The following is an 18,033-nucleotide window of genomic DNA, read 5'->3' as shown; positions in this document are numbered from 1 at the left end:
CGCGCCATCCTCCCGCACCCGGCGCGGCGGCGCTGCTCAGGCGCCCTGGCCCTGGTTCTGCATCAGGCCGCCATCCATGAAGTACGTCGACCCGGTCACGTAGTCGGCGTCGGCGCTGGCCAGGAACACCGCCAGCTTCGCGATCTCGGCCGGCTCGGCGGCCCGTTTCCACGGAATGCTCTGCACCTGCTCGTGCAGGTACTTCGGGTCGTCGATGGCCTCCTGGTTGAACGGGGTGAGCACCATCCCGGGCCCGATGTTGTTGACGTTCATGCGCATCGGGGCGACCTCCAGCGCCAGGCTCTTGGCCAGCTCCAGCATGCCGCCCTTGCTGGCGTCGTAGTCCGCGCCGCCGGCCCGGGCCACCTCCTGGTGGATCGAGGTGATGTTGATGATCTTTCCGCCGCCACCGGCGTCCCGACGGTGCCGCACGAACCGCCGGCAGCAGAAGAACATGCCGTAGAGGTTGGTACGGATGCACCGGTCCCAGGTCTCGGTGTCCAGGTCGGCCACCGGAATGCCGGAGGCGTCCACTCCGGCGTCGTTCATCAGCACGTCCAGCCGGTCGAACTCGGCCAGCGCCTCGTCGAACATCGCGTCGACCTGGTGCTCGACGCTGATGTCGCCCTGGACCACCACGGCCCGCCGACCCGCCTTCTCGATCTCGGCCCGGGTGTGGTTCGCCCCGGCGTGGTCGTGCAGGTAGTGCACCACCACGTCGGCGCCCTCCCGGCCGAACTCGATGGCGGTGGCCTGGCCGATGCCCGAGTCCGAGCCGGTGATCAGGGCGGTCCTGCCCGCCAGCCGTCCGGTCATCCGCGTGCTCCCTCCGTGCGGGCCGCGCCGGTCGGCACGGCCGGTCGGTCGTGCGCGAACCGCGCGGCGGCCTCGGTGATCCGGCCGGCGGCGTTGATCAGGCCGATGTGCGAGAACGCCTGCGGGAAGTTCCCGAGCTGCTCGCCGGTGACCTGGTCGATCTGCTCGGCGTACAGGCCGAGGTCGTTCGTGCGCGCGGCGAGCTGCTCGAACAACCGCCGGGCCCGGTCCAGTTCGCCCGCCTCGGCCAGGCAACCGGCCAGCCAGAACGAGCAGATCACGAAGCCGGCCGGGTCACCGTCCCAACGCCGCAGCAGCCCGTTGTGGGACAGCCGCCGCTCGATCACGTCCATCGTGGCGCGCATCCGCGGGTCGTCCGCCGGCAGGAACCCGACAAGCGGCATGATCAGCACCGAGGCGTCCAGGTCGTCGGAGTCGAACGCCCCGGTGTACGCGCCGACCCGCTCGTTCCAGCCCCGGGTGAGCACCGCCGCCCGGACCTCGTCCCGGGCCGCCGCCCAGCGGGCCACGTCGGCCGGGTCGCCGAGCCGCGGCCCGAACCGCACCGCCCGGTCCAGCGCGGTCCAGCACTGCACCTTGGACGAGACGTAGTGCCGCTCGGCGTCGCGCGCCTCCCACATCCCGGCGTCCGGCCGGTGCCAGTCGCGTACCGCCTGGTCGGCGAGCGTGCGCAGCAGGTGGCGCACGTCGGGTGACATCGGGTCGAGGTAGTGCCGCATCAGCCACGCCGCGTCGAGCACCTCGCCCAGCACGTCGTTCTGCCGCTGCCGCCAGGCGTCGTTGCCGACCAGCACCGGCCGGCTGCCGGCGTACCCGGCGAGGTGGTCGAGGTCGTGCTCGGTCAGGTCCCGCTCCCCCTCGACCCCGTACATGATCGGGGCGGGCGCGTCGCCGAGCCGGCCCATCGCCCGGGCCACCCAGGTGAACTGCCGGTCCGCCTCGTCCGGGCAGGCGGCCCGCCAGAGCGCCTGGAGCGTCAGGCTGAAGTCGCGGAGCCAGACGAAACGGTAGTCGTAGTTGCGGTCCCCGCCGAGCTGTTCCGGCAGCGCGGTGGTGGCCGCCGCGACGACCGCGCCGCTCGGCCCGTAGGTCATCCCCTGCACCACGAGCGCGCTACGTCGGACCAGGTCGCGGTACTCCCCCCGGTAGTCGTGCAGCTCGGCCCAGGACCGCCAGCCGGCGACCGTCCCGGCCACCACCTCGGCGGCGTCGGGCAGCGTCGGCGTCCCACCGGCGTACGTCGGGGCGTACCCGAGGGTGAAGTGGTGGGCGCTGCCGGCGCGGGCGGTGAATTCACCGACGGCGGTGCCGTCGGCGAACGTCAGGTCCACGTCGGCGCGCAGCTCCAGCCGGCACGCGCCGGCGGTGGCCACCACCACCCCGTCCCGCTCGGTGAGGTAGGCGCCGACCCGGCCGTACTCGAACCGCGGCGCGTAGTCCACCCGCATCGGCACCTCGCCGCCGATGCCCTCGACCAGCCGCGCGAGCACCCGCGGCGACCGCAGGCCGACGTCGTGCCCGCGCGCGCCGGGTTCCAGCGCCAACGCGTCGGTGACCGCCACCGTCCCGGTCGGCGTGGTGAAGACGGTACGCAGCACCAGCGCGTCGTCCAGATAGGACCGGGTGCTGGTGAACTCGCCCTCCGGACGGATGGCCCAGTGCCCGGCGTCGTCGTCCAGCAGCCGCCCGAAGACCGACGGCCCGTCGAACCGGGCCGGACACCACCAGTTGACCGCGCCGGCGGTGTCCACCAGGGCGGCGCTGCGCCCGTCGGCGAGGAAGCCGTGCTCACTGATCCGTCCGGTCCGCACGGTGCTGGCTACCCGGCCTCGCCGTCACCATGCCTCGCCGGGATCGGCGCGGGCCGGCGCGTTACCGCTCGCCGGTGCCGGGAACGCGGCTGGTTGACGAAGGAGGATGCTCATGACCAGACCCTCGACTCCGACCGCGGCCTGGCGACCCGGAATGCCGGGCGGCGACAACCTCCCGTCCGGCCCGGGCGGTCGCCCGATGCCGCCGAGCGGGGACGGGCACGGGCCGCAGGCCGGCCCGCCGACCGTCACGATCGGCTCGTACCCGGACTATCCGTCCGCCCAACGCGTGGTGGACTATCTGGCCGACAACCGGTTCCCGGTGGAACGGACGTCGATCGTCGGCACCAACCTGACGCTTGTGGAGACCGTGATGGGGCGACTCACCACGGGCCGGGCGGCCCTGTTGGGCGCCGGCACCGGCGCCTGGTTCGGCCTGTTCATCGGGTTGCTCTTCGGCATCTTCACGGCCGGCAACTGGTTGGCGGTGATCCTGGTCGGGCTGGTGATCGGTGCGATCTGGGGGGCCGTGTTCGGCGCGGTCGCGCACGCCATGAGCGGCGGGCAGCGCGACTTCACCTCGGCCAGCTCGCTGCGGGCCAGCCAGTACGCGGTCACCGTGGACGCGGAGCTGGCGGAGCAGGCCCGGCAGATGCTCGGCCGGATGCACCTGACGCCCACCGGGGCCACCGCCCGCTGAGGCGGCCGGCGGTCACGCGCGGGAGGGTCCCGGTCGGGGCCCTCCCGTTCCGCGTCACTCGTGGTACGCCCGCTCCCCGGCGCGCAGCGGCACGTCGAGGCGGTTCTCCGGCGGGGCGAGCGGGCAGGCCCACCGGTCGTCGTAGGCGCAACTCGGGTTGTAGAGGTAGTTGGCGTCCAGCCGGACCCGGTCGCCGGGCAGCACGGTCAGGCCCCGCCCGAACGTGCCCTTCACCGTGTCGGTCAGGTAGCGCCCGCCGCCGTACGACCCGTCGCCGCAGCTGGCGTCGCGCAGCGGCACGAACAACCCGCCTCCGTACGCGTCGATCCACCACAGGGTGAGCGGCCCCCAGGGTGTCTCGGCGACCGCCACCCGGCGGTAGTCGACCACCCCGTCGGGGCCGCCGGTGTCGATGCTGAGCGTGCCGGTGGCGGGCCGTAACGGCGCCTCCACCACGGCGGCCGGGTCCGGCGGATACCAGCGCAGTCCGGTGAAGCCGGCCCGGTCGGCGGGTGGCACCGGGCTGCTCGGGTGGCTGCCGAACAGCTCGTCCCGGGCGGCCCGGAACCCGCCGAGGTCGAGGTCGGACAGGTAGAGCCCGGCCACCCGCTCCCGCCAGTCGAGCACGTCGAGGTCATCCATCCTCCGACCCTAGCCGGGCGGTCGCTTCAAATTTCGACCGATCGACTTCCTGTGGAGAGGACTGTGCTGACGGCCACGTCGAAGGCACTTGTTTAAATTTTAAATAGTGCTACCTTTGCGGCATGACGGAGAGCCTGGACGCGGAGCGGATGGCCTGCTGGCGGGCCTACATCGAGTCGAGCCAGCGGCTGTTCACCCAGCTGGAGGACGACCTGCGCGCGGCCAGCGAGCTGAGCTTCGCCGACTACCACGTGCTGGTGCTGCTCTCCGAGGCGCCCGGGCAGCGGCTGCGCATGGGCGAGCTGGCCGACCGGCTGGTGTTCTCCCCGAGCCGGCTGACCTACCAGGTCACCTCGATGCAGAAGCGCGGCCTGGTGGCCAAGGAGTCCTGTCCGGCCGACCGGCGCGGCAGCGAGGCCGTGCTCACCGCGGCCGGCCTGCTGGCCCTGCGCGAGGCCGCGCCGCACCATCTGCGCTCCGTGCGCACCCACCTGATCGACGACCTCGACGACGCCGAGGTCGCCTGCCTCACCCGGGTCTTCGAGCGGCTCGGCCGGCGCCTACGCGCCGACCGCCTCGCGTCGTCCACCCCGGCCGACAAGTAAAGGAGCCCGTGATGCCCGCGATCACCGTCGACGACGTCCTCGTCCTGCCCCGCCTGCCGAAGCTCGACGAGTCCACCAGCTACCGCCCGGTCCGCCGGGTCACCACCGCGCCCAGCGGCTACGAGGGCGAGGGCTTCCCGGTCCGCCGCGCCTTCGCCGGGGTCGCCATGACCGATCTCGACCCGTTCATCCACCTCGACCAGATGGGCGAGGTGGACTACGCGCCGGGTGAGCCGAAGGGCACCTCGTGGCATCCGCACCGGGGCTTCGAGACGGTGACCTACATGATCGACGGGATCATGGACCACCAGGACTCGACGGGTGGCGGCGGCACCATCACCGACGGCGACACCCAGTGGATGACGGCCGGCAGCGGTCTGCTCCACATCGAGGCGCCGCCGGAGCAGCTGGTGATGAGCGGCGGCCTGTTCCACGGTCTCCAGCTCTGGGTCAACCTGCCCCGCGTGGCCAAGATGAGCGCGCCGCGCTACCAGGACATCCGCGGCCGGGAGTCGGCGCTGCTCACCACGCCCGACGGCGGCGGCCTGATCCGGGTGATCGCTGGCGAGATCGCCGGGCACCGGGGGCCGGGCTCGACCCACACGCCGATCACCATCGCGCACGTGACGTTGCAGCCCGGGGCCGAGCTGAGCCTGCCCTGGCGGCCGGACTTCAACGCGCTCGTCTACGTGCTGGCCGGCCGGGGCACGGTCGGCACCGACCGGCAGCCGATCCACCTGGGTCAGCTCGCCGTGCACGGGCCCGGCGACGCGCTGCGGATCGCCGCCGACCGGACGCAGGACGGCAACACCCCGGCGCTGGAGCTCTACCTGATGGGCGGCCAGCCGATCCGCGAGCCGGTGGCGCACTACGGCCCGTTCGTGATGAACACCCGGGCCGAGCTGATCCAGGCGGTCGAGGACTTCCAGGCCGGCCGGCTCGGGGTGATCCCGACCGGGCGGTTGCCGCACAGCGACGGTCAGGGCGACCGCCCCTGACCGGGCGGTCAGGGCCATGGCCGAGGTCGGGCACCGACCGAGATCGGGCGCTCCGGTTCGCCGGGGCGCCCGGCGCGGCTCAGGAGACGGCGAAGATCCCGGCCACCCCGAGGATCACCATCAACAGGACCGCCACCAGCGCACCCCGCTCCCCCTCCACCGCCTGGTCGCGGCCGTCGGTCACGGTGTTCGTCGTCTCGGCGGGCATGTCTGTGCCTCCTTGGGTTTCGCGATCCAGGGGTCCGGGGTACCCCAGGCGCGTACCGCCGCCGACCTGCTGCGTCGTGGTGCGGGGCCCGTCCGGGGGTCCTACCGTGTGAGGACTGTCGTCGACCTCGGGAGGCTGGAACGTGACCCTGCGGGACTGGTTCCTCACCGCACAGGAACGCGCCAACCCGACGTCAGAGTTACCCGTCTGGACGGATGGAAACCTCGCCGAGCCGCTGATTCACGGCTCCGCGTACTTTGACCGGCTGGTCAGCGAGGTGGAGGCGCTGGGCGACGGCGACCACCTGTTCTTCACCGACTGGCGGGGCGACCCGGACGAACGGATGCGCCCCGACGGGCCGACAGTGGCCCAACTGTTCGCGCGGGCCGCCCAGCGCGGGGTGATCGTCAAGGGGCTGCTCTGGCGCTCCCACCTCGACACGCTCTCCTACAGCGAGGCGGAGAACCGCGACCTCAGCGAGACGATCCGCGCCGCCGGCGGCGAAGTGCTGCTCGACCAGCGGGTCCGCCGCGGCGGATCGCACCACCAGAAGCTGGTCGTGCTGCGCCACCCCGACGAGCCGGAACGCGACATCGCGTTCGCCGGCGGCATCGACCTGTGCCACAGCCGGCGCGACGACGCCACGCACGCCGGCGACCCGCAGCCGGTGGCCATGTCCCCCCGGTACGGCCCCACCCCGCCCTGGCACGACGTGCAGCTCGCGGTGCGCGGCCCGGTGGTCGGCGCGCTGGACACCACGTTCCGCGAGCGGTGGACCGACCCGATGCCGTTGGACTCGGAGAACCCGCTGGCCTACCTGCGGGACCGGCTGCGCGGCTCGGACCTCACCCCGGATCCGCTGCCCGAGCAGCCCGCCGACCCGCCGCCCCGCGGCCCGCACCACATCCAGGTGCTGCGCACCTACCCGGCGGTCCGCCCGCGCTACTCCTTCGCCCCGGACGGCGAGCGCACCGTGGCCCGCGGCTACACCAAGGCGATCCGCCGGGCCCGCCGACTGATCTACCTGGAGGACCAGTACCTCTGGTCCACCGAGGTGGCCGAACTGTTCGCCGAGGCGTTGCGCGAGTACCCGGAGCTGCACCTGGTGGCCGTGGTGCCCCGGCACCCGGACGTGGACGGCAGGTGGGCGCTGCCGCCGAACATGGTGGGCCGGGAGCAGGCGCTCTCGCTCTGCCAACGCGCCGCCCCGGAGCGGGTGCACGTCTTCGACGTGGAGAACCACCAGGGCACCCCGGTCTACGTGCACGCCAAGGTGTGCGTGGTGGACGACGTCTGGGTCAGCGTGGGCAGCGACAACTTCAACCGCCGCTCCTGGACCCACGACAGCGAGCTGTCCTGCGCGGTGCTCGACGACACCCGCGACGAGCGGGCGCCCGCCGACCCGGCCGGCCTCGGCGACGGCGCCCGGGCCTTCGCCCGGGACCTGCGGCTGCGGCTGTGGCGCGAACACCTGGACCGGGACCCGGACGGGACGCAGGACGACGACCTGCTGGACCCGGCGGACGCGGTGGCGGCGATCACCGCGGCGGCGGACGAGTTGGACCGCTGGCACGACGGCGGCCGCGTCGGTCCCCGCCCGCCCGGCCGGTTGCGGCCGCACCGCCCCGAGCGGCTGCCCTGGCGTACGCGGATCTGGGCGCTGCCCGCGTACCGGCTGGTCTACGATCCGGACGGCAGACCGCTGCGGGCCCGACGCGCCGGCACCTGGTGACGTGCCGCCGGCTCGTCCGGCTCCCCCGGCGGACCCGGCCGGGCCGGGTAGGCGAAGGACACCCGGGGCGAGTAGAACCCCCAGCAGACGTCCAGCGGGTTGGCCGGGCGTAGCGCGTGGACCGGATGGTCGGGCGCCAGGAACTCCACCGACTCGACCTCGAACGGCGACACCGGCTCGGCCACGTACGGGTAGTCGGTGACGATCAGCTCCCCGTGGTGGCGGGTGAGGTAGCGGTGGTGGCCGCTGCGCGCGTCGGTGCCGGTGTGCCCGACGCGGGCCGTGACCCGGATCAGCGGGCGGTCGTCGGCCCAGGTCTCGGCCGTGAGCCACCCGCCCCGCAGGTCGATCCGGGTGGTCCCGTCGGCGACCGGGGCGCCGCGCGCGGCGGCGTACTGCCGGACGCGGTCGCTGGAGGCCAGGTAGTGCGTCCACCAGCCACCGGGGGTCTCCCGGTCCGGCGGTTCCATGTCCGCCAGGGAGACGCCCAGGTAGGTCAGTGAGTAGGCCCCGAAGCCGGAGGTCTGCGTGTCGTCGTCGACCACGTACTGGTTGAGGAAGACCTGCCGCTGCGGGTGCGGGCGGAGCCCGGTCGGCACCAGCGCCTCGGCCGCGCCCGGGTCCGCCGGGAGCCAGCTGAACAGCAGCGTCCGAGCGTTGATGACGAGTTGCGGCGCGGCGGGATCGAGCACTGTGCCTCCGTAGACGTGTCACCACGGACGCTACGGGCGGTCCCGTTGGCGGGACAACGACAGAAAGTCGACACCCGGTGCCAGCGATTCGGGCGGGCTATGGCCCGATAAGGACCCTTCCTACCCCGATGCACCGTAAGTGCATCGTACTTTCGGCTGGATTTTTGTTAGCTGATCAGGCTAGTGTTGCTCCCGAACGGACTACTTAAACCTAAACCAAAGCGTCTCTTCTTTTTCTCCGCGGACGAGGTGCAGGGAGGACCACCATGACCGCCCCGACGACCAAGGCACCCGCGAAGATCGACCCCCGCTCACTCACCGACAGCGCCGCCAATCTGCTCGACGCGATGGTCGCGCTGCCCCCGAACCACCCCTCGCGGGCCGCCCTGCGTGACCGCGCCATCGAGGCCTGGCTCCCGCTGGCCAACCACCTCGCCCACCGGTACAGCGGCCGGGGCGAGCCCAACGACGACCTGGCCCAGACCGCCGCGATCGGGCTGATCAAGGCGATCGACAAGTTCGACCCGTCCCGCGGCGTCGACTTCGCCGGCTACGCCATCCCGACCATCATCGGTGAACTCAAGCGCCACTTCCGCGACCGCACCTGGGACATCCGGGTGCCGCGCCGGCTCCAGGAGCTGCGCCTGGCGATCTCCGACGCCAACAGCACCCTGCTCCAGACGCTCGGCCGGTCGCCGACGGTCGCCGACATCGCCGCCCACCTCAAGGTCACCGAGGAAGAGGTGCTGGAGGGCCTGGAGGGCGCCCGCGCCTACAACGCGGTGTCGCTGTCCACCCCCACCGGTGACGGCGAGCGCGCCACCGAGCTGGGCGACCTGCTCGGCGGCGAGGACGGCGAGTTCGAGCTGGCCGAGATGCGGGTCGCGCTGGGCCCGGCGCTGGCCACGCTCGACCAGCGCGAGCAGCGGATCCTCACGCTGCGCTTCTACGGCAACCTGACCCAGTCGCAGATCGCCGAGCAGATCGGCGTCTCGCAGATGCACGTGTCCCGACTGCTGGCGCGGGCGCTGACCAAGCTGCGCGGCCAGCTCGACGGCACGTACTAGCGGCTACCGGCCCGTTGGTGTAAGGCGGGGCCCCCGCTTAACGGATTCGGTAGAGGCGGGGCCCCCGCTTAACACCCGCGGTCCGGCAGGACCCCGACATCGGCGCCACCAACGAGGGCCGCGGCACGCGGCGACGTTAAGCGGGGCCCCCGCCTCTACCGGAAGCGTTAAGCGGGGGCCCCGCCTTACTCGCGTGCGGCGAGGAGGGGGGCGGGTGCGAGAGTGGGGGCGTGCTCGCCGACGTTGCTCTCGACCTGCCGGTCCGGCCGGTGCTGCCGGCGCTCGTCGAGGCGCTGCGCGCGGCGGGCGCCGGGGTGCTGGTGGCGCCGCCGGGCACCGGCAAGACCACCACCGCGCCGCTGGCGGTCGCCGACGCGGTCCCCGGGCGGGTGGTGATCGCCCAGCCCCGGCGGGTGGCCGCCCGCGCCGCCGCGCACCGGATGGCCGCCCTGCTCGGCGAACGGGTCGGCGACCGGATCGGGTACGCGGTCCGGGGCGAGCGCCGCAGCGGGCCCCGGACCCGGGTCGAGGTGGTCACCACCGGCCTGCTGGTACGCCGGCTGCACCACGACCCGGAGTTGCCCGGGGTGGACGCGGTCCTGCTGGACGAGTGCCACGAGCGGCAACTCGACGCCGACCTGGCGTTGGCGTTCAGCGTGGAGGCCCGGGCCGCCCTGCGGCCGGACCTCTGGCTGCTGGCGATGTCGGCGACCCCGCAGGCGGACCGGTTCGCCGCGCTGCTCGGCGGCGGCGCGCCCGCCCCGGTCGTCCGTGCCGAGGCCGCGTTGCACCCGGTCGACCGGGTGTGGGCGCCACCGGCGCGCCCGATCGCCCCGCCCGGCGCGGGCCGGGTGGACCCGGCGCTGCTGGACCACGTGGCCGCCACGGTGCGCCGGGCGCTGCGCGAGCGGGCCGGCGACGTGCTGGTCTTCCTGCCCGGGGCCGGCGAGATCGCGGCCGTCGCCGGGCGGCTGGCCGACCTGCGCGACACGGTCGCCGTGCTGCCGCTGCACGGCCGGCTCTCCGGCGCCGCCCAGGACGCCGCGCTGGCCCCACCGTCCGGCCGCGGAACCGCCCACCCGGGAACCGTCCGGCGGCGGGTCGTGCTGGCCACCGCGGTGGCGGAGAGCAGCCTGACCGTGCCGGGGGTGCGGGTGGTGGTGGACGCCGGGCTGAGCCGGGTACCGCGCACCGACCTGGCCCGCGGGCTGGGCGCGCTGGTCACCGTGCCGGTGTCCCGGGCGGCGGCCACCCAGCGGGCCGGCCGGGCCGGGCGGGAGGCCCCGGGTGCGGTGTACCGCTGCTGGTCGGAGGCGACGCACGCCCGGCTCGCCCCGCAGCCCGAACCGGAGATCGCCACCGCCGACCTGACCGGGTTCGCGCTGGAACTGGCCGCCTGGGGCGCGCCGGACGGCAGCGGCCTGGCACTGCCCGATCCGCCGCCGCCGGCCGCGCTGACCGTGGCCCGGGAGACCCTGGGCACGCTCGGCGCGGTCGACGCCGACGGCCGGATCACGTCCCGGGGGCGGGCGATCGCGTCGGTCGGCGCCCATCCCCGGCTGGCCCGGGCGTTGCTCGACGGCGCGCGGCGGGTCGGCGCCGACCGGTCGGCCGAGGTGGTGGCGGTGCTCGCCGACGAGTCGTCGGGCGGCGCGGGGGACGATCTGCCGGCCCGGTGGCGCCGGCTGCGCGCCGGCACCGACCCGGCCGCCACCGCCCGGTGGCGGGCCGAGGTACGCCGGCTGCGCGCCGCCCTGCCCGCCCGCACCACGGACCGCCGGCCGGAGCCCGGAGCGACGACCGGTCCACCCCCGCGCCGGCCCGCCGGAGACATCGGCGGCCCACCGGAACAGCCCGGACAGAAAGCCGGCGGGTGGCCTGAGCGCCTGCCGGACGATCTGGCCGCCGGGCTGCTGGCCGGGTTGGCGTACCCGGAACGGCTGGCCCGGGTGCGGCGGCCCGGCGGGTCCGCGTACCTGATGGCCGGTGGGACCGCCGCGGAGCTGGCGGCGGGGTCGGGGCTGGCCGGGTCGACGTGGCTGGCCGTCGCGGTCGCCGACCGCTCCCCCGGCGCGCCGGCCGCCCGGGTCCGGCTGGCCGCGCCGGTCGACGAGGCGACCGCGCGCGAGGCCGGCGCGGCGCTGCTGCGCGACGCTCGGGAGGTGGCCTGGTCCGGCGGTGAGGTGGTGGCCCGGGAGGTGGTCCGGCTCGGCGCGATCGAGCTGGTCGACCGGCCGCTCGCCGCGCCCGAGCCGGAACTGGTCGCGGCGGCGGTGCTGGACGGGCTGCGGCAGGAGGGCCCGGGGCTGCTGCGCTGGACGCCGGAGGCGACCGCGCTGCGCCACCGGCTGGCCTTCTGCCGACAGGCGCTCGGCGACGACTGGCCGGACGTGTCGGACGCCGCGTTGCTCGCCGCCGCGCCCGGCTGGCTCGGGCCGGAGCTGGGCCGGGCGCGCCGCCGGGCCGACCTGGCCCGCGTCGACGTGACCACGGCGCTGCGCCGGCTGCTCGACTGGCGGCAGGCAGCCCGGTTGGACGAGCTGGCGCCGGAGCGTCTGCCGGTGCCGAGCGGCTCGCGGATCCGGGTGGACTACGCCGATGCGGCGGCGCCGGTGCTCGCGGTCAAGCTCCAGGAGACGTTCGGCTGGCGGGACGTGCCCCGGATCGCCGACGGGCGGGTGCCGGTGCTGCTGCACCTGCTCTCCCCGGCCGGACGGCCGGTGGCGGTCACCGCGGACCTGGCCTCGTTCTGGCGGAACGGCTATCCGCAGGTGCGGGCGGAGCTGCGCGGGCGCTACCCGCGACACCCGTGGCCGGAGGACCCGACGACGGCCGAGCCGACCCGCCGGGCCAGCCCGCGCCGGCGCTGACGGGCTCACTCCTCGACGACGTCGGCGATCACCACGGTGATGTTGTCCGGCCCGCCGGCGCGCAGCGCGAGGTCGATCAGCCGGGCCGCGCAGGCGTCCCGGTCCAGGCCCTCGCCGAGCACCTCGGTGAGCGTGTCGGCGCGGACCACGTTGGAAAGGCCGTCGCTGCACAGCAGCCAGCGGTCACCGGCCCGGGGCACCATGGTGGCGTACGCCGGGGAGACCTGGTCGCCCTGCAACGCCTGGGTCACCACGGCGCGCCGGGGGTGGCTGCTCGCCTGGTCGGGGGTGATCAGGCCCTGGTCGACCAGCATCTGCACGAACGTGTCGTCGCGGGTGACCTGCTTGAGCACGCCGTCGCGGAACAGGTAGGCCCGGGAGTCGCCGACGTGTGCCAGCGCCAGGCAGCTCCCGGTGCGGGCGAACAGCAGCGCGGTCAGCGTGGTGCCCATGCCCTGGCGTTCCGGGTCCTCCTCGACCGCTCCGCGGATGCCCGCGGTGGCCCGCTCGATGGCGCCCTGGAGCGCGGCGACCAGCGCGTCCTCCGGGGTCTCCACGTCCAGCGGGGCGATCGCGTCGATCGCGATGCGGCTGGCCAGGTCGCCGGCCGCCATGCCGCCCATGCCGTCGGCGACCGCGACCAGCCAGGGGCCCGCGTGCTGGGCGTCCTGGTTGCCGCTGCGGATCAGCCCACGGTCGCTCGCTCCGACGGAACGAAGCTTCAGGGTCATGGGACGCAGCCTGCCAGGTCGAGGGCTCGGTTGTCTCTAGGAGATCACCACCATCGTACGTGGCGCGGTGAATCTCACTGCGCGTGGGCACGCGCCCGCCATCGGACCGGATCGATTGACAGCGACGGAACGCGATGGAAACATCGGCCTGATATTGGGAGCGCTCCCAGCTCCCGTCGCTCCCCCACCGTCACCCCAGAAGCACGGAAGGAACCCTCCGTGACCCGTTCCCGTCGTCGGCTGGTCGCGTTCGCCGCGACCGCCACCCTGGCGCTCACCGGCCTCACCGCCGGCCCGGCCCTCGCCGAGGTGCCACCGGACGCCCCCGAACAACTCCGCAACGGCGACTTCAGCGCCGGCGTCTCCCCCTGGTTCTCCTACGGCACCGGTGAGCTGGCGGTCACCGACGGCCGGCTCTGCACCACGGTCGCCGCCGGCACGGCCAACCCCTGGGACGCCGGCATCGGCCAGGACGCGGTGCCACTGATCTCCGGCGCCGAGTACGAACTCTCCTTCGACGTCTCCGCCACCCCCGGGGCGGCGCTCAAGGCGGTGCTCCAGCTCGGCAGCGCCCCGTACACCACGTACGCCAGCGTGGACGCCACCGCCACCGGCACCGCGAAGCACGTCACCACCACGTTCACCGCGCCGGCCGACAACGCCGGCGCGCAGCTCATCTTCCAGGTCGGCGGCAGCGCGCAGGCGCAGACGTTCTGCCTCGACAACGTGTCGCTGCGCGGCGGCGAGGCGGCCCCGCCGTACGAGCCGGACACCGGTCCCCGGGTCCGGGTCAACCAGGTCGGCTACCTGCCCGGCGGCCCGAAGCACGCCACCGTGGTCACCGAGGCCACCGGGGCGCTGCCCTGGCAGCTGAAGTCCGCCGCCGGGGCCGTGGTGGCCAGCGGCGAGAGCACGCCGCGCGGTGTGGACGAGGCGTCGGCGCAGAACGTGCAGACCGTCGACTTCTCCGCGTACCGCACGCCCGGCACCGGCTACACGCTGACCGTCGACGGGGAGACCAGCCACCCGTTCGACATCTCCGGCACGCTCTACGACCGGCTGCGCGCCGACTCGCTCCAGTTCTTCTACGCCCAGCGCAGCGGCATCGCGATCGACGGCGACCTGATCGGCGACGAGTACGCCCGCCCCGCCGGCCACCTCGACGTCGCTCCCAACAAGGGCGACACGGACGTGCCCTGCCAGCCCGGCGTCTGCGACTACAAGCTCGACGTGCGCGGCGGCTGGTACGACGCCGGCGACCACGGCAAGTACGTGGTCAACGGCGGCATCGCCACCTACCAGCTGCTCAACACGTTTGAGCGCACCAAGACCGCGGAGACCGCCGACGGCGGCGCGGCGCTCGGCGACGCCACGCTGCGGGTGCCCGAGCGCGGCAACGACGTGCCGGACGTGCTCGACGAGGCCCGCTGGGAGCTGGACTTCCTGCTGCGCATGCAGGTGCCGGCCGGCAAGCCGCTGGCGGGGATGGTCCACCACAAGATCCACGACCAGAACTGGACCGGCCTCCCGCTCGCCCCGCAGGACGACCCGCAGGTGCGCGAGCTGCACCCGCCGTCCACCGCGGCCACGCTCAACCTGGCCGCCGTCGCCGCCCAGTGCGCGCGGCTGTTCGCCCCGTACGACGACGCGTACGCGACCCGCTGCGGCACGGCCGCGAAGACCGCGTACGCGGCGGCCAAGGCGCACCCGGCGATCTACGCCTCGGCCAGCGACGGCACCGGCGGTGGCGCGTACGAGGACAACAACGTCACCGACGAGTTCTACTGGGCCGCGGTCGAGCTGTGGCTGACCACCGGCGACAAGGCGTACCTCGCCGACGTCACCGGCTCGCCGCTGCACACCGCCGACGTGTTCACCCCCAACGGTGCGTTCGGCTGGCAGAGCGTGGCCGCGCTGGGCCGGCTCGACCTGGCCACCGTGCCGAACACGCTGCCGGCGGCGGAGAAGACCCGGATCCGCGCGTCGATCACCGCCGCCGCGGACCGCTACCTGGCCACGATCGCCGACCAGGCGTACGGGCTGCCGATGCCCGGCACCGCCGACGCGTACGTCTGGGGCAGCAACAGCAACATCGTGAACAACACGATCGTGCTGGCCACCGCGTTCGACCTGAGCCGGAACGCGAAGTACCGGGACGGCGCGGTGCAGGCCGCCGACTACCTGTTCGGCCGCAACGCGCTGAACATGTCCTACGTGACCGGTTGGGGCGAGCAGAACGCCCACAACCAGCACAGCCGGATCTTCGGCCACCAGCTCAACCCGGACCTGCCGACCCCGCCGGCCGGTTCGCTCGCCGGCGGCCCGAACGCCGGGCTCCAGGACCCGTACGCGGCGAACCTGCTCGCCGGCTGCGCGCCGATGTTGTGCTACGTCGACGACATCAACTCGTACTCGACCAACGAGGTGGCGATCAACTGGAACTCGGCGCTGGCCTGGCTCGCGTCGTTCCTGGCCGACCAGGGTGACGCGGCGGCGGTGCCGGCGCCCACCTGCGCGGTCACCTACTCCACGCACGGGAGCTGGCCGGTCGGCTTCACCACCCAGGTGACGGTGCGCAACACCGGCACGTCGGCGGTGAACGGATGGAGCCTGCGCTGGGCCTTCACCGGCGACCAGAAGGTGACCCACGCCTGGTCGGCGCAGGTCGCCCAGAGCGGCGCCACGGTGACCGCGAAGAACCTGGCGTGGAACGCCAAGCTGGCACCGGGCGCGTCCACCACGTTCGGCCTGAACGGCACCTCCGCCGGCGCCCCCAACCCCGATCCCACCCTGATCACCCTGAACGGGAAGGCCTGCACCGTCTCCTGACCCGTTCCCGTCCCCGCGACCGGGCGGTGGCGGCGCCCGTCCGGCGTCGTCACCGCCCGGTCGGCGACGTCGGCGGGTACGGTCCTCCGATGGCGTACCTGCTCCTGGCCCTCGCGATCACCGCCGAGGTGATCGGCACCAGCCTGCTCAAGGCGAGCGACGGCTTCACCCGGCTCTGGCCCACGGTCGGGCTGGTGGCGTGCTACCTGGCGGCGTTCGGGCTGCTCGCCCTCGTGGTGCGGGACGTCCCGGTCGGCGTGGCGTACGCGATCTGGTCCGGGCTCGGCACCGCCGCCATCATGGCGGTCGGCGCGGCGTTCCTGGGCGAGCCGCTGAGCGTGACCAAGGTCGTCGGGGCCGGGCTGGTCATCGCCGGCGTGGTGGTGCTCAATCTCGGCGGCGCCCACTGAGTCACCATCGGTCAGGGTCGCCCGGAGGCCGCGCGCAGCAACCGGAGTTGGCCGATCTCGGCCACGTTCTTCATGAGTTCGGCGTTGACCCAGCCGACGAGGTGCGCCACCGTGAGCCCGGCGTCCGCCGGCCACGGGAAGGCGGCGGGACGCGCCAAGTCGGCGGCGGTCAGACAGCCGAGCCCGTCCGTCCACTCCGTCCGTAGGCGACGCAGCCAGGAGATGGTCTCCTCCCCCGGCCCGGGCCACACCACGTCGTCACGCTGCCGGGCCGGCCGCCGGCCGAGGTGGTCCCCGGCGACCGACCACCACCACCCGAGATGCCACGTGAGCCACGCGATCGTGGGCACCGGGACCGGGTCCGGCTCGACGTCGGCCCAGTCGGGACGCCAGGCGTCGTCCGCGTCGCGGTGCATCGTCCAGCAGAGCGCGGCCGGCTCCCAGAGGAAGTCCGCCGCGTCCAGCCTGTCGAGATGGTGCTCACCCAACGACCAGGTCAGCTCGAACTGCCAGCGCAGCAGGGCGGGGGTGGTGAGGGTCACCGGCCGATCGTGGCACGGCGGCGCGGTCCGGGCGATCGATTACCCACCCTGGCGGTTCAGTCGACCGGCCGGCGCATCGCGACCCGGTCGGTCGCGTCGAAGCCGAGCGCCGCCTCGGCCGCCAGGAACCCGGCCAGCCCCGGGGTCAGCTCCGCCTCGGTCAGCTCACGGAACCCGCAGCGCGCGTAGTACGGCGCGTTCCACGGCACCGACCGGAACGTGGTCAGCGTCAACGCCGGCCACCCCTCGGCCGCCGCCCACCCGGCCACCTCGTCGAGCAGGCCCCGTCCGATGCCGCGCCGCGCGTACGCCGGGTCGACACTGAGCTGCTGCACGTGGGCCGCTCCGTCGACGAGGTCGACGAGCGCGAACGCGATCGGCCGGTCGGCCGCGTCGACCGCCACCCGCAGCCGGCCGGCGCGCTGCCCGGCGGCCAGCGCCGCCAGCGGCAACGGTGGCATGTCGGCCACCGCGTGCATGCCGAGGTCGCGGAACGGGGTCCCGGAGGCCACCTCGACGCGCTGGATCCGGGTCAGTTCGTCGGCGCGGGCGGTTCTGGTCTTCGGCACGGCGCCGACCCTGGCAGAGCGGAGGGAAAGAGGCGAGCGGATTTCGGCGTACCCTGCACCGGTGACCCTTCCGCTGCCGGCCGGCGACTTCCGCGCGTACCTGTTCGACTGCGACGGCACGATCGTCGACTCGATGCCGGTGCACCACCGGGCCTGGTGCGCGGCGCTGGCCGAGTGGGGCTGCGAGTTCCCGGAGGATCTCTTCTACGCCTGGGGCGGCCGGCCGGTCGTCGACATCGTCGTCGACCTGAACCGGCGGCACGGGCTGGCCATGCCGGTCGAGGTGGTGGCCCGCCGCCGGGAGGAGCTGTTCCAGCGGCTGCTGCCCGGGGTGAGCGCCGTGCCCGAGGTGCTGGCACACATCGAGGACGCGCACGGGCGGGTGCCGTTCGCGGTCGTCTCCGGCAGCACCCGGGAGTCGGTGACCGCGTCGTTGACCACGCTGGGCCTGCTCGACCGGTTCGACACGCTGATCTGCGCCGAGGACTGCGCGCGGCCCAAGCCGGACCCGGAGGGCTACCTGCTGGCCGCGCGACGGCTCGGCGTCGAGCCGTCCGGCTGTCTCGTCTTCGAGGACACCGATCTCGGCGTGGCGGCCGCGACGGCGGCGGGGATGGCGTCGGTCCGGGTGCCGCACCCCCGGGAGCGGGCGGCCACTCGGTGACCGGCCGAAAGGGCCCACCCGTTGTCACGGTGCGTGACGCGTCAGCGAGACCATGCGGCTGGACGCGATATACCGCTCGGTCATATTTATGACCTGCTGTCATATCGCTCGCGACGCCACCATCCG

At 74.0% G+C, this 18,033-nt stretch carries 17 protein-coding genes; 9 read left to right on the top strand and 8 right to left on the bottom strand.

What is annotated here, in order from left to right:
• Positions 1–36: 36 nt before the first annotated feature.
• Positions 37–816 carry an SDR family oxidoreductase gene (locus C8054_RS24495; RefSeq protein ID WP_107160659.1) on the bottom strand — a complete coding sequence of 260 codons (780 nt, stop codon included), beginning with the start codon at positions 814–816 and terminating at the stop codon, positions 37–39.
• Positions 813–2,648: a glycoside hydrolase family 15 protein gene (locus tag C8054_RS24490; RefSeq protein ID WP_107160657.1), complete on the bottom strand. Its 1,836-nt coding sequence runs from the start codon at positions 2,646–2,648 to the stop codon at positions 813–815. Before C8054_RS24490 ends, C8054_RS24495 begins: the two co-directional genes overlap by 4 nt.
• Before the next feature lie 112 nt (positions 2,649–2,760).
• Between C8054_RS24490 and C8054_RS24485 the strand changes: the two genes are divergently transcribed.
• Positions 2,761–3,348: a general stress protein gene (locus C8054_RS24485; RefSeq protein ID WP_107160760.1), complete on the top strand. Its 588-nt coding sequence runs from the start codon at positions 2,761–2,763 to the stop codon at positions 3,346–3,348.
• Positions 3,349–3,402: 54 nt separating this feature from the next.
• Here the strand turns inward: C8054_RS24485 and C8054_RS24480 are convergent, their stop codons facing one another.
• The gene (locus C8054_RS24480; RefSeq protein WP_107160655.1) at positions 3,403–3,990 is read right to left on the bottom strand and encodes a DUF1684 domain-containing protein; all 588 of its coding nucleotides are present in this window, start codon (positions 3,988–3,990) and stop codon (positions 3,403–3,405) included.
• 122 nt (positions 3,991–4,112) lie between these two features.
• Between C8054_RS24480 and C8054_RS24475 the strand changes: the two genes are divergently transcribed.
• Complete coding sequence (locus C8054_RS24475; protein ID WP_107160653.1) at positions 4,113–4,595, top strand: MarR family winged helix-turn-helix transcriptional regulator; 483 nt, start codon at positions 4,113–4,115, stop codon at positions 4,593–4,595.
• An 11-nt stretch (positions 4,596–4,606) separates the two neighbouring features.
• On the top strand, positions 4,607–5,593 hold the full coding sequence (locus C8054_RS24470) for a pirin family protein (RefSeq protein ID WP_107160650.1): 987 nt from the start codon (positions 4,607–4,609) through the stop codon (positions 5,591–5,593).
• Positions 5,594–5,672: 79 nt separating this feature from the next.
• On the opposite strand, the gene C8054_RS33130 is transcribed toward C8054_RS24470, so the two are convergent.
• Positions 5,673–5,801 (bottom strand): hypothetical protein, encoded by a 129-nt coding sequence (locus C8054_RS33130; RefSeq protein ID WP_255563042.1) that lies wholly within the window; start codon positions 5,799–5,801, stop codon positions 5,673–5,675.
• A gap of 142 nt (positions 5,802–5,943) precedes the next feature.
• Between C8054_RS33130 and C8054_RS24465 the strand changes: the two genes are divergently transcribed.
• Positions 5,944–7,533, top strand: a complete 1,590-nt coding sequence (locus tag C8054_RS24465) for a phospholipase D-like domain-containing protein (RefSeq protein WP_107160648.1) — start codon at positions 5,944–5,946, stop codon at positions 7,531–7,533.
• Here the strand turns inward: C8054_RS24465 and C8054_RS24460 are convergent.
• Positions 7,482–8,225, bottom strand: a complete 744-nt coding sequence (locus C8054_RS24460; RefSeq protein ID WP_107160646.1) for a hypothetical protein — start codon at positions 8,223–8,225, stop codon at positions 7,482–7,484. The two genes, C8054_RS24465 and C8054_RS24460, sit on opposite strands and share 52 nt — an antisense overlap.
• A gap of 266 nt (positions 8,226–8,491) precedes the next feature.
• Between C8054_RS24460 and C8054_RS24455 the strand changes: the two genes are divergently transcribed.
• Positions 8,492–9,292: a SigB/SigF/SigG family RNA polymerase sigma factor gene (locus tag C8054_RS24455; RefSeq protein ID WP_107160644.1), complete on the top strand. Its 801-nt coding sequence runs from the start codon at positions 8,492–8,494 to the stop codon at positions 9,290–9,292.
• Between the two features lie 230 nt (positions 9,293–9,522).
• Positions 9,523–12,162: an ATP-dependent RNA helicase gene (locus tag C8054_RS24450; protein WP_107160642.1), complete on the top strand. Its 2,640-nt coding sequence runs from the start codon at positions 9,523–9,525 to the stop codon at positions 12,160–12,162.
• Positions 12,163–12,167: 5 nt separating this feature from the next.
• On the opposite strand, the gene C8054_RS24445 is transcribed toward C8054_RS24450, so the two are convergent.
• The gene (locus C8054_RS24445; protein WP_107160640.1) at positions 12,168–12,893 is read right to left on the bottom strand and encodes a PP2C family serine/threonine-protein phosphatase; all 726 of its coding nucleotides are present in this window, start codon (positions 12,891–12,893) and stop codon (positions 12,168–12,170) included.
• A 219-nt stretch (positions 12,894–13,112) separates the two neighbouring features.
• Between C8054_RS24445 and C8054_RS24440 the strand changes: the two genes are divergently transcribed.
• Positions 13,113–15,722, top strand: coding sequence for a glycoside hydrolase family 9 protein (locus C8054_RS24440; protein ID WP_107160638.1), 2,610 nt, complete (start codon positions 13,113–13,115; stop codon positions 15,720–15,722).
• An 89-nt stretch (positions 15,723–15,811) separates the two neighbouring features.
• A complete protein-coding gene (locus tag C8054_RS24435) occupies positions 15,812–16,132 on the top strand; it encodes a multidrug efflux SMR transporter (protein ID WP_091067592.1) in 321 nt (106 codons plus the stop codon).
• Positions 16,133–16,143: 11 nt separating this feature from the next.
• Here C8054_RS24435 and C8054_RS24430 read toward each other — a convergent pair whose 3' ends face one another.
• Both C8054_RS24430 and C8054_RS24425 read right to left on the bottom strand, forming a co-directional pair.
• Positions 16,144–16,674, bottom strand: a complete 531-nt coding sequence (locus C8054_RS24430; protein WP_107160636.1) for a DinB family protein — start codon at positions 16,672–16,674, stop codon at positions 16,144–16,146.
• A gap of 56 nt (positions 16,675–16,730) precedes the next feature.
• Positions 16,731–17,243 carry a GNAT family N-acetyltransferase gene (locus C8054_RS24425; protein ID WP_233220165.1) on the bottom strand — a complete coding sequence of 171 codons (513 nt, stop codon included), beginning with the start codon at positions 17,241–17,243 and terminating at the stop codon, positions 16,731–16,733.
• Between the two features lie 61 nt (positions 17,244–17,304).
• Between C8054_RS24425 and C8054_RS24420 the strand changes: the two genes are divergently transcribed.
• Positions 17,305–17,907 (top strand): HAD family phosphatase, encoded by a 603-nt coding sequence (locus tag C8054_RS24420; protein WP_107160634.1) that lies wholly within the window; start codon positions 17,305–17,307, stop codon positions 17,905–17,907.
• Positions 17,908–18,033: the final 126 nt, after the last annotated feature.

It is taken from the genome of Micromonospora sp. RP3T (assembly GCF_003027925.1).
GTDB lineage: Bacteria > Actinomycetota > Actinomycetes > Mycobacteriales > Micromonosporaceae > Micromonospora.
This window is presented reverse-complemented; position numbering and strand designations above follow the sequence as displayed.

What these genes read in the sequence shown, in the direction of transcription:
- C8054_RS24470 (WP_107160650.1), top strand. Translation starts at nt 4,607, where the DNA reads ATGCCCGCGATCACCGTCGACGACGTCCTCGTCCTGCCCCGCCTGCCG.
- C8054_RS24480 (WP_107160655.1), bottom strand. Translation starts at nt 3,990, where the DNA reads ATGGATGACCTCGACGTGCTCGACTGGCGGGAGCGGGTGGCCGGGCTC.
- C8054_RS24445 (WP_107160640.1), bottom strand. Translation starts at nt 12,893, where the DNA reads ATGACCCTGAAGCTTCGTTCCGTCGGAGCGAGCGACCGTGGGCTGATC.
- C8054_RS24495 (WP_107160659.1), bottom strand. Translation starts at nt 816, where the DNA reads ATGACCGGACGGCTGGCGGGCAGGACCGCCCTGATCACCGGCTCGGAC.
- C8054_RS24455 (WP_107160644.1), top strand. Translation starts at nt 8,492, where the DNA reads ATGACCGCCCCGACGACCAAGGCACCCGCGAAGATCGACCCCCGCTCA.
- C8054_RS24435 (WP_091067592.1), top strand. Translation starts at nt 15,812, where the DNA reads ATGGCGTACCTGCTCCTGGCCCTCGCGATCACCGCCGAGGTGATCGGC.
- C8054_RS24485 (WP_107160760.1), top strand. Translation starts at nt 2,761, where the DNA reads ATGACCAGACCCTCGACTCCGACCGCGGCCTGGCGACCCGGAATGCCG.
- C8054_RS24475 (WP_107160653.1), top strand. Translation starts at nt 4,113, where the DNA reads ATGACGGAGAGCCTGGACGCGGAGCGGATGGCCTGCTGGCGGGCCTAC.
- C8054_RS33130 (WP_255563042.1), bottom strand. Translation starts at nt 5,801, where the DNA reads ATGCCCGCCGAGACGACGAACACCGTGACCGACGGCCGCGACCAGGCG.